We start from the raw sequence: 25,064 nt of genomic DNA, 5'->3' as shown, positions 1-25,064 counted from the left end.
ATTCCCAGGCAGAATTTCCCCCTCCATCTCCAGAAAAAACGACCAGGAACCCATGTACGTTGCCCTGTGATCAAGCTCGATGACGAGAAGGAAATGAGAAAGGAATCTTCAAGGACCTCAACCGGCGCGGGACGCTGTTTGGCTCTTTCGCCTCGCACAAACGGCAAAACCTGACGCAGGTAGCTATGGTTCAAGTTCAACTTTCAGTTCGAAGAATTTCATCATGTCTTTAAGACTGATGACGCCCACCAGTCGGTTGCCCTCTGTGACCATAAGACGGCTGGAGCCGGTCCGGTTCATGAGCGCTAAGGCTTCCAAAGCATCGGCTTTCGCATCGATGCTGTTTTGCGGGGAACATGCGACAGCGATTTCTCCAACCGTCTTCGTTTGCCACTCCTGTCTGGGAATATCCTTCACCTGTTTCATGGTGACACAGCCCCGAAGCTGGCCTCCTTCTTCAACGACTGGAAATAGCTTGAACTGATAGCGATAAATGAAATCTTCTACCAGTTCTTCCACAGTCGTGGAGGGCGGTACCGTCACCGGGTCTTTCTTCATGAAACGCTCAACCGGCTCTCCTTCCAGCACCTTACGCACAAGAAGCTGGGTATACGACGTCTGCGCAGCGTTTCGGAGAAACATTCCGATAAAGAACCACCACATTCCGCCAATGAAGTTACCGCCGAAAAACTGGAGAATTCCCATAAAAATGAGGAATAGACCGAATCCGGAGCCAATTCCGGCGGCAACCCGGGTTGCCCATCGCAGATTTTTCTTCCAGCCCCACAACGCGGCACGCAGCATGCGGCCTCCATCAAGTGGGAAGGCAGGAATGAGGTTGAAGGCAGCCAGAATTGCATTGATCCAGGCCAGGTATCTGATTACCCCATAGACGGGCTCGGGCCATCCGGCGTTTTTAGCAATTTGGGAGAGCCCATAAAAGACCGCTGCCAGGATGATGCTGGAAAGAGGTCCAGCCAGGGCCATCACGAACTCCGCCTTAGCGCTGGGAGGCTCTCCTTTCATCTCCGCAACTCCACCAAAAAGAAAAAGGGTAATCCCTTTGATCGGCACTCCGAACCGCCGAGCAACAAGAGAATGGGCCATTTCATGGAAGACAATGGAAAGAAATAGCCCTATGGCACCTACGGTTCCCATGATCCAGTAGATTTGCATCAAAAGGCCCTCATAACGGAATGGAAAGAGCCCCGTCGAAAGGGACCAGGCAACGAGAACTACCAGGAGCACCCAGCTCAGGTCAATGCGAATCTCAAATCCAAAAAGTCTGAACAAATCGACACGCTTTCCAAACATGTGAGACCTCCAAGCCTATCGGGTAAAATCGAATCCCCCATCGGTACGCACAGGCGCAATGAGCACTATTGTTTCCCGAACATTGTCTTTTTCCCGGGATTTCCATACAGACGCAGCAATTTCCATATTTCGTCTGCTACCCATATTGTGCTTGCTACAAGCATAATGGAAACCCAGTCGCCCAAGGAAAGACTTGTGGTTCTAAAGAGCATCTGCCCAACGGGCAAGTGGACTGCACCCACCTGGAGCATAACGGCAATGCCTATACCCAGGAGAATCCATCGATTGGTGAAAAACCCCACAGAGAAAATCGAGCTAAAAGTGGAACGAGCATTAAAGGCCTGAAACCACTGAAAAGCCGCCATTACGGTGAAAGCCACAGTCCGGGCGTAATCCAGACTGCCATTTTGTCGGGCATACCAGAAGAGTCCTAAAGTTCCTGCAGCCATTACGGGAGTCAGGAGGACCATTCTTAGAAGGACAGCACGATGAATTATGAACTCCTTGGGGTCTCGAGGAGGCCGCCTGAGAATGTCCTTGTGTCCAGGCTCCATGCCCAGTGGAACCGTGCAAACCCCATCGGTAACCAGATTGACCCAGAGCACCATGACCGCGGTTAAAGGCAATTCCAGGCCAAGTATCAAGGTAGCCATAAAGGTCAGGATTTCTCCAAGATTCGTGGAAAGAAGGAAGAACACCACTCGGCGTAAGTTATCGTAAATTCTCCTCCCCTCTTCTACCGCTTTGACAATGGTGGCGAAGTTATCGTCCATCAGGATCATGTCAGAGGCTTCTTTAGCCACTTCTGTGCCCGCAATGCCCATGGCTATGCCGATGTCTGCACCTTTGAGAGCAGGGGCGTCGTTTACTCCGTCACCGGTCATTGCTACGATGTGGCCCTGTTCTTTGAGGGATTTGAGGATCTTGAGTTTGTGAAAAGGAGTGACTCGAGCAAAAACGCCGTACTCCAGAGCCGCCCGGGCAAGTACCGGGTTTTCCATCTCGTCGATTTCTTTGCCCGTGATCACCTTTCCGTTATCGACAATCCCCACCTGCTTAGCAATGGCGAGAGCGGTTACAGCGTGATCACCGGTGATCATAACCGGTCTGATTCCCGCTTCTTTAGCAGCTCTAACTGCCTCGATACTTTCCTCACGCGGGGGGTCAATCATCCCCCAAAGCCCGACAAATACCAACCCTTCTTCCACATCGCTACGCTCAAGCTTCTCTTTATCCCCGAACTTTCGGTAAGCCCCGGCCATCACCCGGAGAGCTTTAGACGCAAAATCTTCGTTTATTCCCTCTATCTCTTTACGGAGGGTTTCATCCAGTTCCACAGGCTGTCCGTCCTTCAGTACATGGGAGCAAAATTCAAGTATACGCTCTGGAGCCCCCTTGACATAGGCAACACGACCACCGGATTCCCTATCTGGATGGAGGGTAGCCATGTACTTGGCGTCACTGGAGAAGGGAATTTCCGATAGCCTCTCCTCCTTTTCTGCAGTCTTCTCCAGTCCTGCCTTCATGGCGGCAACTATCAGCGCACCTTCGCTCGGATTGCCCTCGACTACCCATTGACCTTCCTTTTTCTTGAGCACGGCATTATTACAGAAAAGCCCAATTTCGAGCAATTTCTTAAGGTCATCGGGAAGTTCTTCAAGCTTTTCTCCTCCTTCTGTCCTGATCTCACCTTCAGGTGTGTAGCCTTCTCCGGTGAACTCATAGATTCGACCACCGGCCCAAATTCTCGTAACGGTCATCTGATTCTTCGTAATGGTGCCTGTTTTGTCAGAGCAGACTACCGTGACAGAGCCAAGGGTTTCTACCGCAGGAAGGCGCCTGATAAGGGCATTCCGGGAAGCCATACGTCGAACGCCCAGAGCCAGAGTCACACTGATAACCGCAGGAAGACCTTCAGGAATTGCTGAGACGGCTACCGCCACCGAGAACATCAACATCTCTGCCGGCTTATAACTGCGAAGGAGTCCCAGGATGAAGACGAAGGCAGCCAGGACAATACCGGCGACTCCAATAACAATACCCAGCTTATGCATTCTTTTTTGCAAGGGTGTTTCTTCTCTCTCTGTGGCGCTGACCTGGGCAGCTATTTTGCCAATCTCAGTCCTCATGCCCGTTGCCACAACCACTGCCAGACCCCGGCCACCGGTCACACTGGTGGACATATAGACCATGTTTTTCCGATCTGCCAAGGGGGTATCCGGGTCCAGAACCCCTACTTTCTTTGCTACCGGCACTGATTCACCCGTGAGGGCCGATTCATCCACCTCCAATTCCTTGGCCGAAATAAGCCTGGCGTCTGCAGCAACCCGGGCGCCGGTTTCAAGGACAAGGACGTCTCCCGGCACCACCCCAGTAGCATCGATTTCCTTTGGGATCCCATCTCTCAAGACTCGGGCGTGGGGAGAGGCCATGCGACGCAGCGCAGCCAATGCTTCTTCAGCTCGCCATTCTTGAATGAAACCAAGCAGGGTGTTCAGGACGATCACACCGGCGATCACCATCGCATCAATGGTATGTCCTATAAAAAGAGAAAGGATGGCAGCCCCGATAAGCAGGTAAATCAAGGGGTTGCGAACCTGCCTTACGAGGAGCTGGAGAGGGTTTGTTCCTTCTTCTGTCTCCAGAGAGTTAGGACCCACTTCTTCCAGACGACGCAGGGCTTCTTCAGTTGTCAGACCTTTCTCAGAAGTCTTAAGACGTCCCAGTACCTCCTGTACACCTATAGCGTGCCAGTTATCACCCTGAGTCTGCTCCTTCACAGCCCCACCTCCCTAAGAGCTGAAAATGTGTTCTGAAAAAGGACCCGTTGATGGCGCACAGGTTCGCATCTACGGGGTGTTCAGAAAGTCCAGTGCCTCTCAGCTCTTCCTGGGGTCCCCTCCTCAAGTTCCAGTGGGTTTTCTCCTATTGTACACTTCTTCTGTCCGCCTTTCGAGGTGGAACCCCATGGTTGCAAAAGGTCCACTTTATCTTTGAAGAAACAGTGAAACCCTCTCTCCTGAGGAGGACGGCGAGCCTTGTCTTCGAAAAGCGAATATTTCTCCCGGAGTTTTTGAATTCCCTCCACAAGCTCCGGTGTCCACTGGGGCTTCCGGATCTTTTTGGGTCTTCTGGATCTATCTCCGAGGCTTTTGAGGTTTCTGGGGTTCCACTTCTTCTTCCACCGAAAGGAGGCTCCGGGCTATCCCATCTTTCGCAAGTAACAGCCACAGGGTGGGGGCTGAGCAAAGTCGAGGACTTCAAGGATCCTCCCTTCTTCGAGAGTCCATGGATTCTGGAAAGCTTCCCGATGGCACTCCCCGTGGAGAAGCCCGAAAGGTGAGGATCTCCAGAATATGCCGATAGACTTTTTGCTCCCTTTGTGCTACTCTTCATGTAGGTGCAGGGCCTCCCTTCTCTTAGGGTTTTCGACACCTGAGTTAGGATACAGGGTCCTGCACCTTTTTGTCTACCCTACCTGTTGCAGATCTCTGTGAACCTATCCACAGCCTGTATAGGTCCGATAGTGTCAACCTATTGTAGGGATGTTTCTTAAAACCCTCTCCACTCCTGAACTCTCTCATTATGGGTTTCTCCTCCTCAACCTCACCCATCCAGAGGATTACGGTCACCTCATATCGCAGGAACCCAAGACGTACTCTCGCCAGGGCCTTGAGGGTCATGCGGAGAGTACTCACTGCTTTCCGCATCACCGGGATGGTGTTTTACGGTTTCAGGGGAAAGGGCGAAGGGAGGAAGCTTACGCTTTTGGGCTCTCAGAATGTCGCGTCACACTGAGCACCGTTGAATTTCAGGGCTCGGAAAGATATCTGTGGGCTACTCCTCTTCCCCATTTCATGAGGCGAAGGGAAAGCCTCGCCAGAAGAGAGGCTGATCACCTCGGGACCGGCGGTAAGTTCCCGGTTTCTGAGGAGGATGTTCTTCCTGGGGGAAGGACCAGGGCTTCCAGGAAAGGTCAATCCCCCTCTTTTTTCTTAAGCCAATCGGGTCATCGAGGAATTGCCGGCATCCTTGGGTTGACAGGGGTGCTCCAATCTTTCCTGCAGATGACCCGGAAAGAGGCCCTGCTTTTTCCCAGAAGATTCCCCTCTTTAGCTTAAAACCCGCAATACTTCCCTTACGGCTTCACGACCACCTTGAGGTATGGCCCCTTTTGAATCTCCCGGAGCATCTCGGGGAGTTCCTGGAGGGAGATGACCTTCGAAATGTACGCTTTGCCATCGATGCGTCCTGCACCCATAAGGTCAAGGCAGGTACGGATGTGGGCGGTGGTGGCCCCTGAGGTCCCGTGGATGAAGAGCTCCTTGTAGTGGACCGTGTTGCCATCGACCTGGACCATACGGTCGTCCTTGGGAAGACCTCCGAAGAAGTTCACCCGTCCCCGGGGGGCAGCAAGTTCCACCGCCTCTTCCTGGGCCTTACGGGAAGATGCGGCAACAATGACGACATCAGGGCCAATCCCCTGGGTTTCCGCAAGGACAACCTCTCTCAGGTTCTCCTTCGCAGGGTTGATGAGCCGGTCAGCACCGAAGCGCTTCGCCTCGGAAAGGCGGGCTTCCTGGATCTCGGCAACGAAAACCCTCGTTGCTCCAAGGACCTTAGCAAGCGCTACGTGCATGCATCCGACCGGTCCTGCACCGATAACCAGAACCCGGTCACCCAGTCCCACCCGGGAGAGGAGCTGACCGTTCAGGGCACAGGCCATGGGCTCGGAGATCGCCGCTTCCTCAAAGGAAAGGCCTTCGGGAAACTTCACGAGATTCCCCCGCCGCACGGCCTTCTCCGGTACAAGGACGTACTCGGCAAACCCTCCGGGGTAGTAGTACCCAAAAGCCTCGGTCCTCTCCTTGAAAACAAGGCAGAGATTCGTGAGCCCCCGCTGGCAGAAAAAGCATTGCCCGCAGGAAACAATCGGGTCCACCACGACCCGATCTCCTATCTCGTACCCCTCCACACCTTCTCCTTTCTCGGCAATAACCCCGGTAATCTCATGGCCGAGAATCTGGGGTCCGGTGATGGCCCGGTGGCCAAAGTGGAAAATGCGAACATCAGTCCCGCAGATGGCACACGCTTCAACCTTCACCAGCACGTCCCCTTTCCCCACCTGAGGAACCGGTCGTTCCTCAACCCGAAGATCCAGGGGTCCGTAGAAAACCGCCGCTTGCACGTTCCATCACTCCTTTTGTGGGCGTCGCCAAAATTCGTACCAGGAAATGATTCGCTCCCCCAGAGGGCTTGCAGGGGGAATACCACAGAACTCCTCAAGTAGAGGAAAAAGGCCTTTTTCCTTTATTATCTCCCGAAGCCGAACCGCCTCAGGATCCCCATGCCAGTCGTAACACAGGGCAGCAGCGCACACGCAGGCAACGTATTCAGGGAACACCCCCTCCTCGAGGCAGAGCAGAGCGCTCCCGATAAGGCGCTCAGAAGGAGCGAGTTTCCGAAGGGGATCCCGGGCAACCCGGTGCACGGTATCCCGAAGGAGGGGATTCCCAAAGCGTACCCGGATGTCCTCCCGGATCCTCCTGTGCTCTTCCCGGTCAAGGTCGGGAAACCGGCGAAAGAGCGCCTCGGTTGTTTCATCCAGAGCCTTCTCGAAAACTTCGTTGATCAGGGGGTCAGAAAACCCCTCGTGGACGTAGGTACGACCCCTCAGGTACCCGAGGTACGCCAAAGCGGCATGGCCGAGATTGTGGGTATGGAGTTTCCGAAAGAACTCGGCTTCGAAGTTCACCACCGGTTTCATGCTCTGAACGCGGGGCGGAAGAGCCCGCAAGGCCCTGGCATCATAAGGAAACTCACGGTACGCATCGGCAACCACAAGGAGGGGATCCTCAAGCTCCGGGAACGCTTCTCTCGAGGGAACCATACGGGCCACACTCGTAGCCACAAAACCGATATACTTCTCGGCCCACAACTGCTCTTCCCCGGTGAGGTGCTGGAAAACCGCTTTTTTGAGGAAGCTTGAGGCATCTTTGGCATTCTCACAGAGGTAGATGTCAAGAGGTGGCCCGCTGCATTCCCGGCGTCTTTTAATTCCCAGAGCTATGAGGGGAGCAAGGCTTTCAAGGTTTTTCACCCCAACTGCAGTTCCAGAGACCTCAGCCTGAGAAAACACCATAGCAACTGCTTCTACGTCAGAGGCATGGAGCGCCCGTACCGGACCGATGGAGCACTCGATGGTTTCTTTCGTATACGCATCGAGAATACGGAGGGGATACACCTTTCGGGTGTTGAGGAGGTCAACGAGGTCCTTTCGGACATCGACGAAAACGACCTCGTATCCCGCCTCGAAAAAGAGCTGCGCCATGAATCCCCGTCCGATGTTACCTGCCCCAAACTGCAGGAAGATGCCCAAGGTGCACCTCGAGTTCTTTTTCCCTATTGTACGCCCTTTTTCAGTCCCGCGACAAGGTACTCCTCAGGGGTATCACGAACGATGAGAACGGAAAGCCCAAGGCCGGCAAGCATTCGGGCGACTTCGTCTCCCTCGGGAAGGAGATGGTTTCTGGTGACCTCGTTCTGTGCGTGGAGAGCATTGATGTACTCCCGAGAAGCGGTGTGGAGAATGGCAAAGACCCCGTTGTCCTTGAGGAAAGCAAGGAGGTGCCGAAGAGTCCCCTCCTTGTCCTCGAAATGAGGAAAGGAGGAGTAACAGATGATGGCATCGAAAGTCTCGGCGAACACCACTTCTTTTGCGTCGCCGTGAACGTACCGGATACCATCGTCCCCGAATTTCTTCCAGGCTTCCGCAAGCATGGCCTCAGCAAGGTCGAGCTCCACGATGAGGGAAGGAGCAAAAAGTTCCCGGAGAAAAGGGATGAGGATTCCCGTGCCCGAGCCGACATCAAGAATGACACCACCCCGGACAATGGGAAGTTCCGAAAGCAATGCCCGGAGTTTCCCTTCAGGAACCTCCTGCATGGCGTCCCAGAAGGGAGCTTTCTCGTTAAAGAAGGCGCGGATATCCTGCGACATCTTTCTCCCTCCTCAGAATGTTCTGTGTTCAAAGTCAAGTCCCCTGGAAGGCAAGACTCCTTTTCCGTTCTAAGTAATGGGGATCATAGGGAATCCCACTCCTCAGGATGGCGAAGATCTGCCGGAGGAGCTTGTTGGCTACGGCAATCAGGGCCACCTTCTTGGGTTTCCCCCGGGCAATCAGGCGTTCATAGAGCACCCTGCACTGCTCATTGAACCGGGAAGCACTGAGGGCGGAAAGAAAGAGGAGCTTCCGCAGGAAGGGATTCCCCCTTCTTCTTCATCCAGGCTCGTTCCTTCCTCTTCCCGGACTGGTCTATCTGGGGGGCAAGACCCAGAAAGCTTGCGAGTTCCTTACTCCTTGCAAAGCGGGTGAGGGGAGAGAGGATGCCCAAAATGGCACAGGCCAGCCTCTTCCCTACCCCAGGGATGCTCAGAAGGAGCTCGTACGCTCTTGAGGCATACTGGAGGGCCAGGTCTTCGGCTTCCTTCTCTAAGGTCCTCAGGGTCTCTTCGATTCTCTGGAGTTCCTCCTCGTAGAGCTTTTGGAGTCTGGGGTGGGGGAAGGGATGGTGATGGAGGGCCTCCAGGTGGTTGAGGATCTCGGTCCTCCTTTTCTGGTAGTCCTCGATGGTCTTCTGGATCTCCTCAAGGAGGTAGGCTTTCTTGTCCTTGGGGACGAAGGGTGGAGGGGAGGCGAAGAAGCCGAACTGGGCCAGGATCCTGGCATCCACAGGGTCAGTCTTGGCTCTTTTCTGGAGCATCTCGGCGTACTTCTTCACCACGAAGGGGTTGACCACGCTCACCGGGTAACCTCGCTCTTTGAGGAAGAGGGCGAGCTTCAGGTGGTAGACCCCTGTGGCCTCCATGACGAAGAGGACGCTGCTCATCTCCCCAGGGAGGTACGGGGTGATTCGCCGCAGAAGCTCCTCGGGAGAGGAAGGGACGGAGAAGTCCCGGAAGCGCTCCCCGTCAAAGAGGCTCACCGCACACCGCTCCTTCCCCACATCAATGCCCACCACGAGTTTCCTCTCCACTGGTACTCTCCTCCTTTCTCTTCGTCTTCCTGTATCCTCCCTCTCTCAGGCTCTCATCGTGCACCATGCAGGCTCTTCCGCCTCAATGCTCCCAAGCCTTGGGAGAGGGGAAGGTGGGGGACAGCATTCCGAGCAGTCTTCACCGACCATGACAGTTGGGCGTCCTTATCCCACCTTCTCTTCTTCCTTCTTCATAATACATCGAATAAATGGTTTCCCAGGAATTTAATATACGATGACTGGGGAGAAGTCACTGCGAGGTCGCTGTTTTGCCTCCGAAGCAGTCTCATCTCTTGGGCGGTCATTGCAAGGTCGTCGTTTCGTCTGCGAAGCAGTCTCGTGAGACTGCTTCGCTTCGCTCGCAGTATCGTCTCCGAAGCAATCTCTTTCTTCTTTTTACCTTGTGGAATACGGGGCTGCTTCCGGCTACACTCCTCGCAGTAACCCACGAAAAGGTCACTGCAAGGCCGTCGTTTTGTCTCCGAAGCAGCCTCAGAGATTCCTCGCCGCTTCGCGGTTCAGAATGAGCGTAGTAAGTCCCGGAACCGCCACAAGCTGGATGGCAATTCCCGGCAGGGAGACCACAAAGAGACTCTGGAGAAGCGCCAGCACATTGAAGCCTCTCCCCAGGATGGCAAAGAGCACGAAGTACCCAAAGATTGCCACCACACGGCCCAGAAGCATCGCTCCAAAAAGCGAAGGAACAATGCCCCACCGGAGGCGGCGGAAAAAGAGGGAACTCGCAAGCCCGTACATCCCGAGTTCCCCCATCATGACGAGGAAATTGGGGAAGGGCGGCATGCCGCTCACCAGGAAATTCACCGGAGGGAGAACCACACCGAGGAGGAAACTCTCCCCACTCCCGAGGAGGAACCCTCCAAGGAGCGCCGGGATATGCATGGGGAGGAATACCTGCCCGGGGATGCCTGAAAGATGGAACAACGACGGAAGGACAATGCCAAGGGCAAGGAGCACCGAAGCCCTGGTGAGGTTGCGGACTTGCAAGAGCACCACCCCCTTTGTGACACGATTATGGAAGATTGTAGCACGAACACCTGCTGCCTGGAAAGATGTTCCCTGGTATAATAGGGAACGTATGGCGATGCATCTTGTGCGTTTTGGGGTTTCCATGGAAGCGCAACTCCTTGAGGCATTCGACAAAACCCTGGCTCGGGAAGGCTTCGCCAACCGTTCCGAAGCCCTGAGGCACCTTGTACGTCGCTTCGTGAGCGAGCAGCGCCTTGAGCATCTTGAGGGGGAGGTCTTCGGAGCGGTCACCATTGTGTACGACCATACGGTCCGGAACTGCACGAAGCGACTCCTTGAGCTTGAACACACCTTTCGGGATACCATTGCTTCCACTACCCATGTGCACTGCAATACAAAGACCTGCCTTGAGGTGATGCTTGTGCGGGGGGACGCAGCGTCTGTCGCTGCCCTTGTGCGGAAACTCAAAAACCTCAGGGGTATCAAAAGCTGCCATGTGACCTGCGTGAGTTCCCATGGATGAAAGAATACGATACGTCGCGCTTCGCCGAACACTCCTTTACGTCCTTTTCTGCAACCTCGGTGTTGCCCTTGCCAAGGTCCTCTACGGGAAAATGGCGGGGGTTGCGAGCGTCACCGCCGATGGGTTCCACTCTCTCTCTGATGGGGCCTCAAACATCATCGGGCTTTTCGGGCTTGCCTTTGCTTTCCGTCCAGCAGACGCCAGTCACCCCTATGGACACAAGAAGTTCGAAACTTTTGCTTCCCTGGGCATTGCCATGCTCCTTTTTGGTGCAGCTTCAGAAATCATCCGTGAGGTATGGACCCGCCTGAGCACATCCCATATCCCCGAAATCCGAACTGAAAGCTTTGCCATCGTTGCGGTCACTATCCTCGTGAATACCTTTGTGGTTTTCTGGGAAAAATCGGTAGGTCGAAAATGGCGGAGTGACTTCCTCCTTGCGGATGCCCTGCACACTCAGAGTGACATTTTCGTTTCTCTGGGAGTCTTTGGAACGCTCGTAGCAGTGAGGCTTGGCCTTCCCTGGATGGACACCCTCACAGCACTCGTCATTGTCGGCCTTATCGTCAGGGCAGGAATTGCCATCATCCGGGAGAGTTCTCGCATCCTCTGTGACGCGAACGTGCTCCATCCGGAGGCCATTGCCCACGTCGTGCGGGAGATTCCCGAAGTCCAGGGATGCCACAAAATCCGAACCCGTGGACGGGCCGATGACATCCACCTCGACCTCCACGTCCTTGTGGACGAAAACATGTCCGTTGAGGAAGCTCACCGGATCTCGGAAGAGGTGGAACAGGCCATCAAGCAGAAGTTTCACGGTGTGACCGACGTGACGGTGCACATTGAGCCGACCACCGAAAAGGAGGAACACCAGTGAAGTACCGCATTGACCCGGCGATTTTCGCCTCGTACCCCGAGTACCTCCGGGGTGTTCTCGTCCTCTCGGGGATGGCGAACCACGGCGAGCAAGAAGACGTGGTCTGTCTTCTCCGGGAAGCAGAACACACTGCCCGGGAACGCTACACCCTTGAAACCCTCCGGGACGATCCGAAAATCGCAAGCTGGCGCGAAGCCTTTATGAAGTTCGGGACGAACCCCAACCGGTATCCTCCCTCCATCGAGAGCCTCCTCCGGAGGGTCCTCAAAGGAGGTACTCTCCCCTATATCAATACCCCTGTGGCCCTCATGAACACAGTGTCCCTCCGTTATGGTCTTCCCTGCGGAGGCGATGACCTGGGGAAAATTGAGGGAGACCTCGTGCTCACCTATGCACAGGGGGACGAATGGTACATCCCCCTCAACGGTACCGAGCCCGAACCTCCGCAAAAAGGCGAAATCATCCTTCGGGATAGCCGTAAGGTCCTCTGCCGGAAGTGGACCTGGCGACAGGGGGACGCGACGAAAATCACGGAAAGCACCGTATCCGCGGTCATCAACATCGATTGCCTTCCTCCCTTCACGCTTGAGAACCTCGAGGAGATTCTCGCTGAAGCCTCGTCCCTTTTTGCCCGGTACTGCGGCTGCCACGTCATAACGGGTGTCCTGAAGAACGATGCCCCGGAGCTTGAGATCCCTGTGGTACAATAAGGAAAAGGAGGAGAGCCTATGCGATACGCATTCCTGGCACTGTCTTTTGTGTTCCTCTGGGTTTCCCTCGCCTGGGCCGATGGGGAAGTCCCTTCTTTTGCCCCGTATAGCATTGACGTTCCCGAAGAAGGCTACGCCCAGGTGATGTTCGACCAGGGGTATAACCTCTACCAGGTAGGGAGGAAGGAAGAAGCCATTCAGTTCTTCATCGAGGCTGTCACCACGAAACCCGACTTTGTGAAAGCCTGGATCTGGCTTGCCCGAACTTATCAGGAAGAGGACATGTACGATGAGGCCATCTGGGCCTGGGAAAAGGTGGTGCAGCTTGACCCAGAGAACCAGCAAGCCCGGTATTTCCTGCGGAAGGTTCGTAACTGGAAACAGTACGGGAAAGAGGCCTGGGAGAACTACGAGCAGGGTATTGTAGCTCTGGAGCGGGGTGAGCCCTACGACGCCATAGAGTACTTCAAAAAGGCCATCGAGGCCAACACAACATTCGACAAAGCCTACTACTGGCTTGGGATTGCAAACCTCCGCACCGGCGACTACCATAACGCCGTCTGGGCCCTGGAAAAATACGTGGCGCTTCGACCGGATGATGCTGCCGGACAGTACTGGCTCAGGGAAGCTCGTTCGCGCCTTCCGAAGACAAAATAATCGCTACTGCCCGCACTGGAGAAGCAGTTGCAGAGGAAACCTTCAGGGGAAAGCCGAAAAAGAGGGCTTCTTTCCCCACGAGGCAGGCGACGTTGGTAAGGTTTTCGTAAATCAGCACTCCTGACCCAAGGAACAGGCGGTGCAAGGGGAAGGGCGGTTCGTCAATGCTCTCTGCTTCAACCCCCACTCCTTTCACGCCGCAGGCAAGGAGTGCCTGTGCGTCCTCCTCGGTGAGCTTTGGGTTCCCCACAAAGAGGACGACGTCCCCCTCCGCCACGTTGAGTTTCCGAAGTAGCGTCTCCTCAAGAGGACGGGGAAGTCCCCCGAGATCAAGGGCTCGAGCCCGCCCAAAGAACCGTTCAAGAGCGATAGCCTCCACTCCCGGGGCATTTTCAAAGAAGTGCTGGGGAACATCCACGTGGGTTGCCGCATGCTCTGGAAGGAAAAGCGCCCGGGTGGCGAACCCGTGGACATCGTGCCGATGCCAGGGGAGAACGAGGAAGGGTGGGTCCCCGGAGAAAGAGGACTCCCCCGGAACAAGGGTCCGGGAGAGGTCGACAATCAGGTTTTCAGGCTTTCTGATACGCCGCAATGAATCTCCGAATGGAGCGGTCATAGGTTCGCTCAACGTCAGGTGGAAAGAAGCACCCCGGAATTTCCCCATGGGCGCGGTGGTACGCCACACACTCGCAGCATTTCCCACGCTTTGCACAGGAAAGATACGTACAGGTGCACTGAGCAAGGTTTTCTTTCAGGTGACACTCGGGCATACGCGCTCCTCCTTTTCCTCAACGACTTTGGGATCCCTCCGGATGTGTCCTTCATAGAGGAGGTAGGTTCGAAAAATCTCCAGGTACATCTTCAATCTATGGTACACCCCAAGGAACGGGCCGTACTTTTCCTCCTTGTGGTAGTGTGCAAGACCCCAAAGTGGGACCATCTCGATATTCGCCGCGGTATCATGGGCAAACTTTGTCAGAAAGACTTCAACCCCAAAGCGAGTCCAGGAGAAATCGGGGAGATTCCGTACCCATTTCCCCCGTACCGCCCGCTGCCCATTGAGAATGGGGAAGAAGCGCTGGGCAAGGTCGCTCGACCCCCTTCCCCCCTTGAACACCCCAATCGTCATATCGAGGAACGGATACCGGACGAGGGGCTCAGCCAGAGCCAGAAGATGCTCCTTCTGGAGGTACAGGAGGTCCGCATCGATGAAGAGGTAGATATCGCTGTCTTGCGTTTCCCGAATGCCGGAAACCAGGGCCTTCCCTTTTCCGAAATTCCTGGGATGGCGAAGGACCAGAACAGGGAAGCGTGAGGCCACAGACGCCGTGTCATCCCGTGAACCATCGTCGATGACCACCACCTGGTCCACGAAGTCTGCGGCACAGACCACCTCAAGGACTCTTCCAATCCGCGGAGCCTCGTTGTACGCTGGAATAAGAACAGTTATACTTTGGCCGTCAAGCATTGGTCTCACTCTTGCAAAGTGGCGTGAAAGCCTTAGAATATTATACATAAAACGCACGAAAGGGAAAGCCACTTGCCAGAAGCACGAGAAGAAAAAGTCACTGAGTGGCTCAAAAGGTTCTATTACCTTCTCATCCTTGCCCTTGCGCTGTACCTTGTGCACCTTCTGCGGGATGTTCTTGTCCCCTTTGTCCTTGGGGGACTTCTGGCCTACGCGCTCACCCCCGCCGCGCGATTCCTCAACAAAAGAGGGCTTTCTTGGAAACTCTCGGTGGTCATCGTCTTCCTCGCCTTGCTTCTCTTCTTCGCCCTACTCTTCTTCCTCATCATCCCTGAAGCCCTGTCACAGCTCAAGGCTCTAGCGTCTGCTGCCCCCAGGTACATTGAGGACTTCGTTGGGAAAATCCTTGAAGCAGCCAGGGCCCTGGATGCCAGGTACCCAGAGCTTCATCTTGCCGAGGCAGTGGAGGATTTCCTACGGAACTTTCTGGGAAACTTCGAAAACTACCTCCAGACCATCACGAAGAACATTCTGAACCTCGTTTCGCTCTTCATGAGCGTGCTCTTTCTGGGTTTCGTCGTCACTCCCTTTGCCCTGTACTACTTTATGGTCGACGCGGCGAAAATCCGGGGGGCACTGGTGCGAATCCTTCCCAGGGAACGTCACAGGGAGTACGTCGAAATCCTCCGGGATGTGGACAGGGTCGTCGGCAATTTCATCCGGGGTCGGCTGATTCTCTCCCTCTTTGTGGGATCCACAGCAACCGTGGGGTTGCTCGCTATGGGCATTGAGTTTCCCCTGGTCATCGGCATCATCGCCGGAATCGCCGACGTCATCCCGTACCTTGGACCCATTGTGGGGGCTATCCCGGCACTCCTTTTTGCCAGCACAAAGTCGCTCTGGCATGTGGTGGGGGTTGTGGCCCTTTTCAGCGGCATCAACTTCGTCGAAGGCGTGGTTGTTACCCCCCGGGTCATGGGGAAAGAGACCGGATTGCACCCGGTGACGGTGCTCTTTGCCCTCCTTGTGGGAGGAAAGCTCTTCGGAGCCCTGGGAGTCATCGCTGCCATTCCTGTGGCGGGAGTGCTCAAGGGTATTCTCCTCCACCAGAAAAAGACGAAGACAAAGGTGACAGAACATGGGAACACTCTGTAACGCTTTAGCTGTGGTCCTCGGAGGGCTTCTGGGAATGGTCCTGCGGGGGAAGTTTCCCTTGCGTGTTCAGGAAGCCCTCATGCATACCCTGGGGCTTGTGTGCGTACCTCTTGGGCTCTCCATGGTCCTCAGGGGGGAGAAGTTCCTGGCTCTCCTCTTGAGCCTTGTGGCTGGAAGTGCGCTGGGAGAACTCCTGCAGCTTGAGGGACGTCTGGAACATTTTTCGAGGCAGCTTGAGGAACGTCTGAAGGCTGAAGCAGGAACATTTGCTCCGGGGTTTCTCGCTGCAACACTGCTTTTCTGCATCGGCCCAATGACCATCATGGGGTCTCTTGAGGACGGCCTGGGGAAAGTCCCCCAGATTCTCTACACGAAGTCTCTCCTTGACGGGACAGCCTCGGTTGCCCTTGGAGCAAGCCTTGGCATTGGCGTTCCTTTCTCAGCCCTTTCCATCCTCCTCGTCCAGGGAAGCATCACGCTTCTTGCTCGATTTATCGCCCCGTCCCTCTCAGAAGCCTTTGTCCGGGAAATGACCGCAACCGGAGGCGTCCTTATCCTGGGGATTGCCCTGAATCTCCTCAACCTCAAGAAAATCCGGGTGGCCAACCTCCTTCCGTCTCTTGGCTTTGTGGCGCTTTTCATCCGTATCCTTTAGGAGGTGACCCCTGTGCGCATTGCTGTTTTCTCTGACATCCATGCGAATCTTCCGGCACTGCAAAGTGTCCTTGAGGATATCCAAAAAACCGGTGTGGATATGATGGTGTGTCTTGGGGACCTCGTGGGGTACGCTCCGTTCCCAAATGAGGTCATCGAAACGGTGCGGGATCTTGGAATCCCCACCATCATGGGGAATTACGACCAGGGGGTGGGGTTTGACCTTGAAGACTGTGGCTGCGCATACCGAACAGAAGAAGAAAGGGCGCTGGGGCACGTATCGCTTACCTGGACTCAGGGAACGGTGACCGGGGAGAACAAGGCGTTCCTTCGGAACCTTCTCCCCCGGTACGAACTTAAGGCAGGAGCTTTCCGTTTCCTTTTTGTTCACGGAAGTCCCCGTCGGATCAACGAGTATCTCTTCCCCGACCGGCCGGACTCGAGTTTCCTCCACATGATGGCTGGCGAAAGCGCCAATGTCCTCGTCTGCGGTCATACCCATATCCCCTTTTTCCGGGAGGTCAACGGACTCTTCATCGTGAACGACGGGAGCGTCGGACGGCCAAAGGACGGTGACTGGAGGGCAGCCTGGGCCCTGCTTGAGGTTGGGGAGAAACTCTGGGTTTCCTTTCGCCGCTGTGAGTATGACCTTACCCCCCTCAAGGAGGCCTACCCCCGGAGTGGGCTTCCAGAGAGGTTCCTTGAGGACCTCTTGCCTTCTCCTGAAGCGCATTGACACCTTTTCAGGGGATTTGTATAATATGCTCAATTTTTAAAGAGGGAGGATAGTTTCAGGTTCATGGTGGAAATCGACAGCGTCGTGGAAGGGAAGGTTGTGGGCATCACCCGCTTCGGTGCTTTCATTGAGCTTGAAGATGGCAAACGGGGTCTTGTGCACATCTCTGAAATCGCCCACCACTTTGTGAAGGATGTGAACGACTACCTCAAAATCAACGACCGGGTGAAGGTTAAGGTTATCGGTATCTCTCCTGATGGGAAGATTGACCTCTCCATCAAGCGGGTGAACGAGGACAAGGAGTACCTTGAGAAACTCGAGAGGAGCCGGGCGAGTTTCGAGCAGAAAATGAACCGGTTCCTGAAACAGAGTCAAGAGAAGCTCTCAGACCTCAAGAGGCACCGGAACGGGAAAAAGAAACGCTGAGATGTCGTGGCATCCCAAGGAAATTGCTGCCCTCCTCTGGGACCGCAGACCCTGGCTTGTCCTCACCGGAGCGGGGATTTCTACCGAAAGCGGAATTCCTGATTTCCGGACCCCTCAAACAGGTCTCTGGGAACAGTATGATCCGGTTGAAGTCCTCTCCACCGAAGCCCTCTTTGAGCGCCCTCAGGTCTTTTTCGGGGTTGGTTTCCGGGTCCTCATGCGCTTCAAGAACGCCAGACCCAACAGAGCCCACGAAATCCTTGCCGAATGGGAAAAACGAGGCCTTGTGGAGGCCGTTGTGACCCAGAACATCGACGGCCTCCACATCGAGGCAGGATCCCGGAGGGTCCTCGAAATCCACGGACACCTTCGCTCAGGTCACTGTGTGATGTGCCATGCCTCTTTCCCCATCGAGGTCCTTGAGGAAAAGGTCGCCCGGGGTGAAGTCCCACCCCGGTGTCCGTGTGGAGGAATGATCCGGCCGGATGTCGTGCTCTTCGGCGACATGCTCCCACCGTGTTTCGAAGAGGCCACAGAGCTCGCTCACCGCCTGCCTCTTCTGGTTATCGGTTCGAGCCTCCAGGTGTCACCGGCGAATTTCCTCCCCTCGTACACGCCGCTTCTTGGCATCATCAACCTCACCCCGACCCCCTTCGACTGGAAGGCCCGATTCGTTATCCATGAAAAGGCCTCTCTTGCCCTGGAAGCACTCCACAGAGAACTACTCCCCAAATTCCCGTAAAAGGTCTTCGGTCGCACGTTCGCCGAGTTTCTGCACCGCCCCTGGATTGGCCGGGGTTCGCATCCCGACACGAGCAAAAAAGCGGTTTTTCTTTTCACGGCTTTTGAAGGTGCGCTTCGCCCAGTTGCTCCCGTACCCCCGTCGTGAGGACATCTCAAGGACCGCATGGCCCCAGAGCACCCAGGCACTCTCCAGGAAAAAGTCCGCTAAAGGTGCAAGGTATGGAGAATCGAAGTCGTCAACGAACTTCTGGCCGTAACGGTTGAGCTCCGTGCCCACAAAGACGGGGAAATGGTGCTTTTTCGCCGTTTCCACAAACTCGTAGAGCTTGCGGACCTTGAGTTTCCGTTCCTCATCGTCGGGAATATTCCAGTTCCGGTCAGGAATGAGGAAAAAGGTTTCTACGTCATTGGCCTCGCAGAAAGCGATAAGTCTCTCAGGGTCGGCCTCCCCACTCCGGGTCCCGTCAAGCCAGGAAAAGGAAGGAAGGGCACCTACCGAGAAAATCATCTCGTTCACTTCCTGAATCCTGGGGAAATCCCCCACATCGGGCTGAACGTATCCTACGCCGCCGAACTTCATGAGGCGTGAGCGGATGAAATCATAGAACGAAGCCCGGTCTTTCTCCAAAACCTGGACTTCTTCTTCCCGAACACCAAGCTTTTCCGCCCAGAAACGGGCACGATCCCGGGGATCTGGGAAAACGCTCTCTGCTCTCCTGACATAGGCCACAACAATGTGGCGCTCGGTGGGATTGTGGGAGGGGGTAAGAGGCAGGACATCAGCTTCATAGTCGATAGCAGCCTCCTGAAGATACGCATTGACCCGGGCGATAATCTTTTTATTCCGCTCCTGAGCGATCCGCTTGAGCCTCCGCAGGGTTTCAAGAGCCCGGGTCCCTTCCTCAGGAAGACGCACAAAACCGTTCCCCATGTAATAGGCAATGCCAGGCTCGTTGGGAGAGCTCAGCTCTTCATTCCGGAACTCAGGGAGGTAAATCCGGGTCTCAAGACCCGAAACCACGGGAAGCCCCAGGGTGAATCCCCCAAACCGGAACTCCTCCAGAGCATCTAAGACGTCAAAGTCGACACTCCCCGCTACACTGAGACCCTCCTTTTTTGCCCGCCACACGATGTGGAGAGGCGAATACCCACAGGCGTTGAAGGAGAAGAAGGTGTGGAAGTGGAGGTTCACCACCGGGCGAGGTGGAGGGAAGGAAATCTCCCCCCTCCGGTAAGCTTCAGAAAGCTTGAGAAACGCTGCCTTCCTTCGCTCAACATCGAAGTCATCAAGCTGTGCCTCAAGGTCTTCGATCCGCACAGGTCACCGCTCCTTTCTCTTCAAGAATCCTTCTCCCTACCCAAACGAGAAGTTGCTGGAACAGGAAAACCCCCAGAAGGGCACAGGGCACAGCGGCCAGAACCACCGCAAAACCAAACCGTCCCCCAACAAAGCCGAAAAGCCAGGGGAAGAGGAAGGTTCCAAGACCATTATTGAACAGCACCCAGCCCGAAGCCGTAGAAGATACCTCAGGAAAGGCAACCATGGCATAGGTGAGCGTGAGGGGGATGAGCGTTGAGAGCGAAAACCCCGCAAAGAAGAGCAAAAGGGGTGCCAGAAAGGAGGAAGTTTCAGAAAGAAGAAACAGTGCTATCCCCAGAGCACCCCCAAGAGCGTTTGCCCGCATCAGGGTGAGGTATCCGGCCCGCTCGGAGAACGAAGCAAGGGCAAAACGGCCCACAAGAAGCCCCAGCCAGAAGTAGGAAAGGTACACGGCTCCGACAACCTGAGGCAACCCCCGGCCTTTCAGGTAGGTCACCAGCCACCCGTTGAGAGTACTCACCCCAGCCGCGTAAAGGAGCATCATCCCCCCAAGAAGGAGGAAGGTTTTCCGGGTAAAAGCCCGGAAGACCGCGTTCCCCGGAGGAGCGCTGATATTCCGGGGGATGAATGGCAGAAAGAACAGCCCCGCGGTCACTGCCACAAGCCCTGTGACGAGCCCATACAGGCTCTGGAAACCGTATCCCCGGGTATGGAGGAAAGCGTAAAGCCTTGGCGCAAGGAGCGACCCAAGGCCGAAGAACGCATGGATGAGGTTGAGCACCTCTCCAGGGCGTTCCGGGAAAAGGCTCTGGGCCACAGGATTCACCATGCAGTCCACAAAGCCCACCCCAACCCCCATGACCAGAAATGCAAAGAGAAGCCAAGAAAAAGATGACCCCACGGCGATGCCCAGAAATCCAAGCACTGCCAGGAGCAGCCCCAGACGGAGCACCGTTCCCCGGAACACAAAGTCCCCCAGGATACCTCCAAAAATCAGGGCGAGGAAGTACCCCAGACCCTGGAAGAAGAACACCTTTCCGGAAAGGGCATAAGGAAGGGAAAAGCGCTCTGCAATCTCGGGAATCACCGATCCTGCTCCTGAGATACCCACACCTATCACGATGAGGGCAAGGAAAAAGGGGATGAGGAGAACGCCACGTTTCACCGCTGCACAACCTCCGTAATCATCGTCAGAATGCCCTCCTTCACAAATTCTACGGCAATGGCCGAAAGCAAAAGCCCGAGAACCCTTGAGAGCACCTCCACAATTCGCTCCCCAAGGAACACCGCAATCTTGGGAGCGAAAAGGAGCAGTACCCAGGTGACAAAAAGGGTGCTCACCAGGGCCAGGAAGGGGATGAAATACCCATACTTTCCTGCAAGAACAATGATGGAGGTAATGGCCCCTGGACCGCAGAGAAGCGGTGTCCCGATGACCACGGCAATGGCTCTGGTGTCAGCCTCTTTTTTGGAAAACTGCAACCCCAGGATATCCTCAATGCCAAGGAGGAGCAGGATCACCCCTCCCGCCACCATGAAGCTGGAAAAGGAAATCCCAAGAAGAGAAAACAGGGCCTGCCCCCCAAAGAGGAAAATGACAAGGAGCACAAAAGCTACAAGGACAGCGAGGAAAGCCTGTTCCATTCGCTCTCTCTCGGACATCTTGCGGGTGAGGGCGAGAAAGGTCGCCATCCCTAAGAAAGGGTCAAGGATAACGATGAGCACCACAAAGGATTTCAGAAAGGCCCAAAATGCGTCCACCGTATCACCTCGCTTCCATTATAGGGAAATCCAGGGAATTGGAAAGAAGCTCGATGGTTCTCTATAAAAAAATACAGGAGGTGGTTTGCAGTGCCCCGGGTGGAAAAGGTGGGAGAGATTTTCCGCTGTGAGGTCTGTGGCAACGTGGTGGAAGTGAAGGAAGTCGGCGGTGGAGAGCTTGTGTGCTGCGGACAACCCATGGTCAAGGTCGAAGAAGCCCCGAAAAGGAGACGCCAGTGTCGCCGAAAAGCCTCTGCCTGATGATTGGCCTTGCTCTTTCGGTCTTTGCAGGAAGCTTAGCGCTTGCCCATCCCCCATCGCAGATTGCGGTAAGTTTTGATCCCGAAACGTCGCTTCTTGTCATCCGCGTCATCCACAGCGTTCCCAATCCCCAGGGTGACCACTACATCGACGAGATCCGGGTCTTCCTGAACGGAAAAGAGGTCATTCTCCAGCGCTTTTTCTCCCAGTCCTCGGCCCAGGAACAGCAAGCTCAATACCTCGTTGTTGATGCGAAGAAGGGCGATGTCCTTGAGGTTTTCGCCCACTGCAACAAATTCGGTGACAGAAAAGCCCAGCTCACCGTGGAGTAACAAAGCGGTGCCCGGGGTGTTCCCGGGCACCTCCTGAATCTTTAGCGGAAACTCCTCTTGAGCCTTCGCTTTTCCTGTGCCCGTTTCAGAGCAAGTTCGATGAGGCGATCAAGGAGCTCCGGGTAAGGGATGCCACTCACCTCCCAGAGCTTCGGGTACATGCTGATTTTTGTGAACCCCGGAATGGTGTTCACCTCGTTGATGAAAATCTCTCTCTCCCGCACGAAGAAGTCCACCCGGGCCATGCCCTCGCATCGACATATCCTGAAGGCCAGAAGGGCAAGTTCCTGTACCCTTCGCGTTGTTTCCTCATCAAGCGGCGCAGGAGCAAGGAGCTCTGCCCCTTCAGGGTCCAGGTACTTGGCCTCATAGGAGTAGAACTCGTGGCGCGGAACGATTTCTCCGGGCAGTGAGGCGAGAGGCTCTTCGTTGCCCAGAACCGAGCACTCGATTTCCCTCCCGGCGATGTACTCCTCGATGAGGACCCTGTCATCATACTGAAAGGCTTCGGCGATCTTGCGTTCAAAATCCTCACGACCTTCCACCTTCGCCGTACCTACCGAAGACCCAAGGGTTGCCGGCTTTACAAAAAACGGGACCCCCAGGATATCGGCGACTTCAGAAAAGCTGGGAATAGTGCTTCCCCTGACACAGAGGAAACGTACTACCGGAAGTCCCGCCTCCCGAAGGAGTCTCTTGGTCACTTCCTTGTCCATGCAGATAGCAGAGCCCAGAACCCCAGAACCGACGTATGGGAGATTCGCCATCTCAAGAAGCCCCTGGAGCGTCCCGTCCTCCCCAAAGGTCCCGTGGAGCAGGGGGAAAACCACATCCGGGGTAGCAACGACCTCCCTGCGGGAGAGACTGTACAGCCTCCCCCCTTCAGGATGGGGAAGGAGCACCACCTCTTCACAGTGCTGAGAACACTCCCCTCGTTCAAGGTCCTCCTTCTCACAGAGTCGCCAGAGGCCATCCTTGTCAATGCCCACAAGCAGCACCTTGTACTTCTCAGGATTCAGCGCCGCAACGACGTTTCGGGCCGATTCCCAGGAGACCTCGTGTTCCACAGACTTTCCGCCAAAGAGCACAAGAACCGTAAGTTCTGGCACTTCTCCTCCTCCTCAGAACGTCAGTACTTTCCAGATCGTCTCAGCAAGTACCCGCTTGCCTTCGAGAACTTCCATCTTGAAGAATACGGTTGCCGCATGGTGCAGAAGCTCAAGAGGAACGGCCACTTCAAGGCCATTTTTTCCCATGGCGTACCGTAAAGCCCTGAGGGACCCGTCTTCTGAGGGAATTGCAACTACCTTCGGGCCTTCCGTTCCCACCTCCACATCTACGACGGTTTCCTCACCCCGGAGAGGGACAACAGGTAGGAAATGGAAACGGTACCTTACTTCTTTCGAGGACAGATGGTGGACGGCAAGGTACAGGTATTCGGCATCTTTTGCCATAGCAAGGAAGGAAGGCAAGGAGGCCTTCCGGAACCCATTTTGCCGTATTCGTACTTCTGGCGAGGAGAAGGTAATGTTCGGTCCATCCCAGTCATCCCATTGTCCATCAACCGTAATTCCTTCAAAAAGGGTGGGAATCCTGGCTTTGCGGGCCTCAACGAAAAGTTCATTGGCCCGGACAAAGCTCAAAGGATATCCTCCCACAGACTGGGAACGGTATTTTCGAACTGCCCGCATTTTGGCAAAAACGGTGTCCTTCCCCAGGAAGTAGTACCGCCACTGGATGGTGGGCACAAGGAGTTCCCTGGGGGGGATGAGTTTCACTCCCGGTCCGGTCAGGCTCCCATGGGGCCAGAAGTTCCAGTGAACGAGGTACCAGAACACCCGGGTATTCTCGAAAAAGGGGTCCTCATAGCGGAGGCGTTCCAGCGCATACATGGTGAAGTTGTATACTGCCCGGTGGTCAGGATGGGTATCAAAGGGGGATGCAGTGAGAACGAGAGTGGGCCGCACCATACGGAGGATTTCCTCAAGATCAGCAACCACGCTCTTGCCGCAGTACGGGCTCTCCGGCCTGAAGCTTGTATCCGGGGTAAACTCTCTCCGGGTCAGGCGGGAAAAGTAGGGAATGTCCGGTAACCAGTGCTCATACCAGAGGAGCTCCAGACCCCGGTCGGGATACCCGAGGAAAAACACATGGTCTTTCGGGACCCCCAGAACCTCAAGGGCCTCTAAAGTTTCTCTCTGCCGACGGTCTCCAAGAAGGGGGGCTCGGCTCGGTCGACTCACGAGAAACCTGAAGGCTTCACCATTCGTCACCACAACCACATAGACCCTGGCCCCCTGTTTCACTGCATCGTATATGAACCCTCCTGCTCCAAAGACCTCATCGTCACAGTGGGGAGCCACGACAAGAAGAACATCCCCGGCCGTACACGAAAGGGAGCTACTGTTTGCAGGGCTCAGATGAGCAAAAAAAGGGATAGAAGAGCGAACCTGAGCAAAAAGCAAAAATCCCGAAAGAACCGCAACAACGACAACGAGAATGGCAAACTTCAGATGCCCTTTTGTCATCCTCATTCAGGAGCCTGTTTCATTCTCGTCGTGAAACTTCGAACAATCTTTCGAAAGGTTGGGAAAACCGCGTCAAAGGTTTCTCTCGACGTCCAGCAAATAATCCGGTAAAACCCCTCATTCCTGGAGAAGAGGTAGAGAATTCCCTGCATTTCCCTTCCCCATTCGGGGAAGGAATACACGTACCAGTAGGCGGGGACGTGGTCGATCTCGGTCCTCCCCTCACCGAGAATCTGCACACCCGGGTACAGGAGAATATCGCTGCGCACCCGTTCCTTGAAGGCGTCAAAAGAAGTGTAATACCGGTACTCCAGGGTCACCCACACCCATGCCTCCCCAGAACGAGCCGAAAGCATGAGGGTGGGATCAAAAGATTCCGGAGGATTTTCGACTTCCCACCCCTCAGGAAAAGCTATGGCAAAGCCGGCAAGAGGAGAAACGTAAGACACGAATTCCTCAGCTGAAGCCGAAAAGGAACAGCACACCACCGCACAAAGCGCAAGAACAAGAACGCGCACCATCTTTTCTAACCCCCTTTTCTCAATTATACCTGAAGTAAACCTCTGGCGAACCC

At 55.1% G+C, this 25,064-nt stretch carries 28 protein-coding genes and 1 pseudogene; 11 read left to right on the top strand and 18 right to left on the bottom strand.

Features of this window, described 5'->3' with window-relative positions:
• Positions 1-183: 183 nt before the first annotated feature.
• The 9 genes from ACPT9Q_RS08310 to ACPT9Q_RS08270 form a co-directional block, all read right to left on the bottom strand.
• The gene (locus ACPT9Q_RS08310; protein WP_427365564.1) at positions 184-1,314 is read right to left on the bottom strand and encodes a site-2 protease family protein; all 1,131 of its coding nucleotides are present in this window, start codon (positions 1,312-1,314) and stop codon (positions 184-186) included.
• Between the two features lie 65 nt (positions 1,315-1,379).
• Positions 1,380-4,094, bottom strand: a complete 2,715-nt coding sequence (locus ACPT9Q_RS08305) for a cation-translocating P-type ATPase (protein ID WP_427365563.1) — start codon at positions 4,092-4,094, stop codon at positions 1,380-1,382.
• 660 nt (positions 4,095-4,754) lie between these two features.
• A complete protein-coding gene (locus ACPT9Q_RS08300; RefSeq protein WP_427365561.1) occupies positions 4,755-4,997 on the bottom strand; it encodes a hypothetical protein in 243 nt (80 codons plus the stop codon).
• 455 nt (positions 4,998-5,452) lie between these two features.
• A complete protein-coding gene (locus ACPT9Q_RS08295) occupies positions 5,453-6,502 on the bottom strand; it encodes a zinc-dependent dehydrogenase (RefSeq protein WP_427365560.1) in 1,050 nt (349 codons plus the stop codon).
• A gap of 6 nt (positions 6,503-6,508) precedes the next feature.
• The gene (locus ACPT9Q_RS08290) at positions 6,509-7,693 is read right to left on the bottom strand and encodes a mannitol-1-phosphate 5-dehydrogenase (RefSeq protein WP_427365559.1); all 1,185 of its coding nucleotides are present in this window, start codon (positions 7,691-7,693) and stop codon (positions 6,509-6,511) included.
• A 23-nt stretch (positions 7,694-7,716) separates the two neighbouring features.
• Positions 7,717-8,313, bottom strand: a complete 597-nt coding sequence (locus tag ACPT9Q_RS08285) for a class I SAM-dependent methyltransferase (RefSeq protein ID WP_427365558.1) — start codon at positions 8,311-8,313, stop codon at positions 7,717-7,719.
• 34 nt (positions 8,314-8,347) lie between these two features.
• On the bottom strand, positions 8,348-8,512 hold the full coding sequence (locus ACPT9Q_RS08280; RefSeq protein WP_427365557.1) for a hypothetical protein: 165 nt from the start codon (positions 8,510-8,512) through the stop codon (positions 8,348-8,350).
• A gap of 10 nt (positions 8,513-8,522) precedes the next feature.
• Positions 8,523-9,350: an IS110 family transposase gene (locus tag ACPT9Q_RS08275; RefSeq protein WP_427365556.1), complete on the bottom strand. Its 828-nt coding sequence runs from the start codon at positions 9,348-9,350 to the stop codon at positions 8,523-8,525.
• Between the two features lie 492 nt (positions 9,351-9,842).
• Complete coding sequence (locus tag ACPT9Q_RS08270) at positions 9,843-10,361, bottom strand: ECF transporter S component (RefSeq protein ID WP_038305325.1); 519 nt, start codon at positions 10,359-10,361, stop codon at positions 9,843-9,845.
• A 10-nt stretch (positions 10,362-10,371) separates the two neighbouring features.
• Between ACPT9Q_RS08270 and nikR the strand changes: the two genes are divergently transcribed.
• Genes nikR through ACPT9Q_RS08250 form a run of 4 tightly spaced genes read left to right on the top strand, consistent with a single transcriptional unit; the run spans position 10,372 to position 13,104 of the window.
• Positions 10,372-10,860: a nickel-responsive transcriptional regulator NikR gene (gene nikR, locus ACPT9Q_RS08265; RefSeq protein WP_427365554.1), complete on the top strand. Its 489-nt coding sequence runs from the start codon at positions 10,372-10,374 to the stop codon at positions 10,858-10,860.
• A complete protein-coding gene (locus ACPT9Q_RS08260) occupies positions 10,853-11,737 on the top strand; it encodes a cation diffusion facilitator family transporter (RefSeq protein ID WP_427365553.1) in 885 nt (294 codons plus the stop codon). Before nikR ends, ACPT9Q_RS08260 begins: the two co-directional genes overlap by 8 nt.
• Positions 11,734-12,447: a B3/B4 domain-containing protein gene (locus tag ACPT9Q_RS08255; protein ID WP_427365552.1), complete on the top strand. Its 714-nt coding sequence runs from the start codon at positions 11,734-11,736 to the stop codon at positions 12,445-12,447. The genes ACPT9Q_RS08260 and ACPT9Q_RS08255 overlap by 4 nt, the downstream gene beginning before the upstream one ends.
• Before the next feature lie 18 nt (positions 12,448-12,465).
• Positions 12,466-13,104 carry a tetratricopeptide repeat protein gene (locus tag ACPT9Q_RS08250; protein ID WP_427365551.1) on the top strand — a complete coding sequence of 213 codons (639 nt, stop codon included), beginning with the start codon at positions 12,466-12,468 and terminating at the stop codon, positions 13,102-13,104.
• Here the strand turns inward: ACPT9Q_RS08250 and ACPT9Q_RS08245 are convergent.
• Genes ACPT9Q_RS08245 through ACPT9Q_RS08235 form a run of 3 tightly spaced genes read right to left on the bottom strand, consistent with a single transcriptional unit; the run spans position 13,067 to position 14,572 of the window.
• A complete protein-coding gene (locus tag ACPT9Q_RS08245; protein ID WP_017873869.1) occupies positions 13,067-13,696 on the bottom strand; it encodes a cyclase family protein in 630 nt (209 codons plus the stop codon). The genes ACPT9Q_RS08250 and ACPT9Q_RS08245 overlap by 38 nt on opposite strands.
• A complete protein-coding gene (locus ACPT9Q_RS08240) occupies positions 13,674-13,874 on the bottom strand; it encodes a DUF6485 family protein (RefSeq protein ID WP_017873868.1) in 201 nt (66 codons plus the stop codon). The genes ACPT9Q_RS08245 and ACPT9Q_RS08240 overlap by 23 nt, the downstream gene beginning before the upstream one ends.
• Positions 13,856-14,572, bottom strand: coding sequence for a glycosyltransferase family 2 protein (locus tag ACPT9Q_RS08235; protein WP_427365550.1), 717 nt, complete (start codon positions 14,570-14,572; stop codon positions 13,856-13,858). The genes ACPT9Q_RS08240 and ACPT9Q_RS08235 overlap by 19 nt, the downstream gene beginning before the upstream one ends.
• Positions 14,573-14,644: 72 nt before the next feature.
• Between ACPT9Q_RS08235 and ACPT9Q_RS08230 the strand changes: the two genes are divergently transcribed.
• The 5 genes from ACPT9Q_RS08230 to ACPT9Q_RS08210 all read left to right on the top strand — a co-directional run bounded on the left by ACPT9Q_RS08230 (position 14,645) and on the right by ACPT9Q_RS08210 (position 18,285).
• The gene (locus ACPT9Q_RS08230; RefSeq protein ID WP_427365549.1) at positions 14,645-15,727 is read left to right on the top strand and encodes an AI-2E family transporter; all 1,083 of its coding nucleotides are present in this window, start codon (positions 14,645-14,647) and stop codon (positions 15,725-15,727) included.
• A complete protein-coding gene (locus ACPT9Q_RS08225) occupies positions 15,711-16,382 on the top strand; it encodes a DUF554 family protein (RefSeq protein ID WP_017873424.1) in 672 nt (223 codons plus the stop codon). The genes ACPT9Q_RS08230 and ACPT9Q_RS08225 overlap by 17 nt, the downstream gene beginning before the upstream one ends.
• Before the next feature lie 12 nt (positions 16,383-16,394).
• Complete coding sequence (locus ACPT9Q_RS08220; protein ID WP_017873423.1) at positions 16,395-17,117, top strand: YfcE family phosphodiesterase; 723 nt, start codon at positions 16,395-16,397, stop codon at positions 17,115-17,117.
• A gap of 63 nt (positions 17,118-17,180) precedes the next feature.
• A complete protein-coding gene (locus ACPT9Q_RS08215; RefSeq protein WP_017873422.1) occupies positions 17,181-17,543 on the top strand; it encodes a S1 RNA-binding domain-containing protein in 363 nt (120 codons plus the stop codon).
• A 1-nt stretch (position 17,544) separates the two neighbouring features.
• Positions 17,545-18,285: a Sir2 family NAD-dependent protein deacetylase gene (locus tag ACPT9Q_RS08210; protein ID WP_017873421.1), complete on the top strand. Its 741-nt coding sequence runs from the start codon at positions 17,545-17,547 to the stop codon at positions 18,283-18,285.
• Here the strand turns inward: ACPT9Q_RS08210 and ACPT9Q_RS08205 are convergent.
• Genes ACPT9Q_RS08205 through ACPT9Q_RS08195 form a run of 3 tightly spaced genes read right to left on the bottom strand, consistent with a single transcriptional unit; the run spans position 18,265 to position 21,369 of the window.
• Positions 18,265-19,605 (bottom strand): hypothetical protein, encoded by a 1,341-nt coding sequence (locus tag ACPT9Q_RS08205; RefSeq protein WP_017873420.1) that lies wholly within the window; start codon positions 19,603-19,605, stop codon positions 18,265-18,267. The genes ACPT9Q_RS08210 and ACPT9Q_RS08205 overlap by 21 nt on opposite strands.
• Complete coding sequence (locus tag ACPT9Q_RS08200) at positions 19,586-20,773, bottom strand: MFS transporter (protein WP_427365548.1); 1,188 nt, start codon at positions 20,771-20,773, stop codon at positions 19,586-19,588. The genes ACPT9Q_RS08205 and ACPT9Q_RS08200 overlap by 20 nt, the downstream gene beginning before the upstream one ends.
• Positions 20,770-21,369, bottom strand: a complete 600-nt coding sequence (locus ACPT9Q_RS08195; protein WP_017873418.1) for a MarC family protein — start codon at positions 21,367-21,369, stop codon at positions 20,770-20,772. The genes ACPT9Q_RS08200 and ACPT9Q_RS08195 overlap by 4 nt, the downstream gene beginning before the upstream one ends.
• Before the next feature lie 90 nt (positions 21,370-21,459).
• Between ACPT9Q_RS08195 and ACPT9Q_RS08190 the strand changes: the two are divergent.
• Together ACPT9Q_RS08190 and ACPT9Q_RS08185 are read left to right on the top strand one after the other, a co-directional pair.
• Positions 21,460-21,585, top strand: a pseudogene (locus tag ACPT9Q_RS08190) (desulfoferrodoxin FeS4 iron-binding domain-containing protein); the annotation flags it as partial.
• Positions 21,586-21,605: 20 nt separating this feature from the next.
• Positions 21,606-21,962: a hypothetical protein gene (locus ACPT9Q_RS08185; RefSeq protein ID WP_427365547.1), complete on the top strand. Its 357-nt coding sequence runs from the start codon at positions 21,606-21,608 to the stop codon at positions 21,960-21,962.
• Positions 21,963-22,003: 41 nt separating this feature from the next.
• Here ACPT9Q_RS08185 and ACPT9Q_RS08180 read toward each other — a convergent pair whose 3' ends face one another.
• From ACPT9Q_RS08180 to ACPT9Q_RS08170, 3 genes are read right to left on the bottom strand one after another with little or no spacing between them, the layout of a single operon-like run.
• Positions 22,004-23,071 (bottom strand): D-alanine--D-alanine ligase family protein, encoded by a 1,068-nt coding sequence (locus ACPT9Q_RS08180; protein ID WP_427365546.1) that lies wholly within the window; start codon positions 23,069-23,071, stop codon positions 22,004-22,006.
• A gap of 12 nt (positions 23,072-23,083) precedes the next feature.
• The gene (locus ACPT9Q_RS08175) at positions 23,084-24,496 is read right to left on the bottom strand and encodes a PIG-L deacetylase family protein (protein WP_427365545.1); all 1,413 of its coding nucleotides are present in this window, start codon (positions 24,494-24,496) and stop codon (positions 23,084-23,086) included.
• A complete protein-coding gene (locus tag ACPT9Q_RS08170; protein ID WP_017873413.1) occupies positions 24,493-25,011 on the bottom strand; it encodes a PsbP-related protein in 519 nt (172 codons plus the stop codon). The genes ACPT9Q_RS08175 and ACPT9Q_RS08170 overlap by 4 nt, the downstream gene beginning before the upstream one ends.
• Between the last annotated feature and the right edge of the window lie 53 nt (positions 25,012-25,064).

Source organism: Candidatus Caldatribacterium saccharofermentans (assembly GCF_050267035.1).
In the GTDB taxonomy this organism is placed as follows: domain Bacteria; phylum Atribacterota; class Atribacteria; order Atribacterales; family Caldatribacteriaceae; genus Caldatribacterium; species Caldatribacterium saccharofermentans.
This window is presented reverse-complemented; position numbering and strand designations above follow the sequence as displayed.

What these genes read in the sequence shown, in the direction of transcription:
- ACPT9Q_RS08310 (WP_427365564.1), bottom strand. Translation starts at nt 1,314, where the DNA reads ATGTTTGGAAAGCGTGTCGATTTGTTCAGACTTTTTGGATTTGAGATT.
- ACPT9Q_RS08235 (WP_427365550.1), bottom strand. Translation starts at nt 14,572, where the DNA reads ATGCTTGACGGCCAAAGTATAACTGTTCTTATTCCAGCGTACAACGAG.
- ACPT9Q_RS08175 (WP_427365545.1), bottom strand. Translation starts at nt 24,496, where the DNA reads ATGAGGATGACAAAAGGGCATCTGAAGTTTGCCATTCTCGTTGTCGTT.
- ACPT9Q_RS08170 (WP_017873413.1), bottom strand. Translation starts at nt 25,011, where the DNA reads ATGGTGCGCGTTCTTGTTCTTGCGCTTTGTGCGGTGGTGTGCTGTTCC.
- ACPT9Q_RS08250 (WP_427365551.1), top strand. Translation starts at nt 12,466, where the DNA reads ATGCGATACGCATTCCTGGCACTGTCTTTTGTGTTCCTCTGGGTTTCC.
- ACPT9Q_RS08215 (WP_017873422.1), top strand. Translation starts at nt 17,181, where the DNA reads ATGGTGGAAATCGACAGCGTCGTGGAAGGGAAGGTTGTGGGCATCACC.
- ACPT9Q_RS08260 (WP_427365553.1), top strand. Translation starts at nt 10,853, where the DNA reads ATGGATGAAAGAATACGATACGTCGCGCTTCGCCGAACACTCCTTTAC.
- ACPT9Q_RS08240 (WP_017873868.1), bottom strand. Translation starts at nt 13,874, where the DNA reads ATGCCCGAGTGTCACCTGAAAGAAAACCTTGCTCAGTGCACCTGTACG.
- ACPT9Q_RS08300 (WP_427365561.1), bottom strand. Translation starts at nt 4,997, where the DNA reads ATGACCCTCAAGGCCCTGGCGAGAGTACGTCTTGGGTTCCTGCGATAT.
- ACPT9Q_RS08210 (WP_017873421.1), top strand. Translation starts at nt 17,545, where the DNA reads ATGTCGTGGCATCCCAAGGAAATTGCTGCCCTCCTCTGGGACCGCAGA.
- ACPT9Q_RS08285 (WP_427365558.1), bottom strand. Translation starts at nt 8,313, where the DNA reads ATGTCGCAGGATATCCGCGCCTTCTTTAACGAGAAAGCTCCCTTCTGG.
- ACPT9Q_RS08225 (WP_017873424.1), top strand. Translation starts at nt 15,711, where the DNA reads ATGGGAACACTCTGTAACGCTTTAGCTGTGGTCCTCGGAGGGCTTCTG.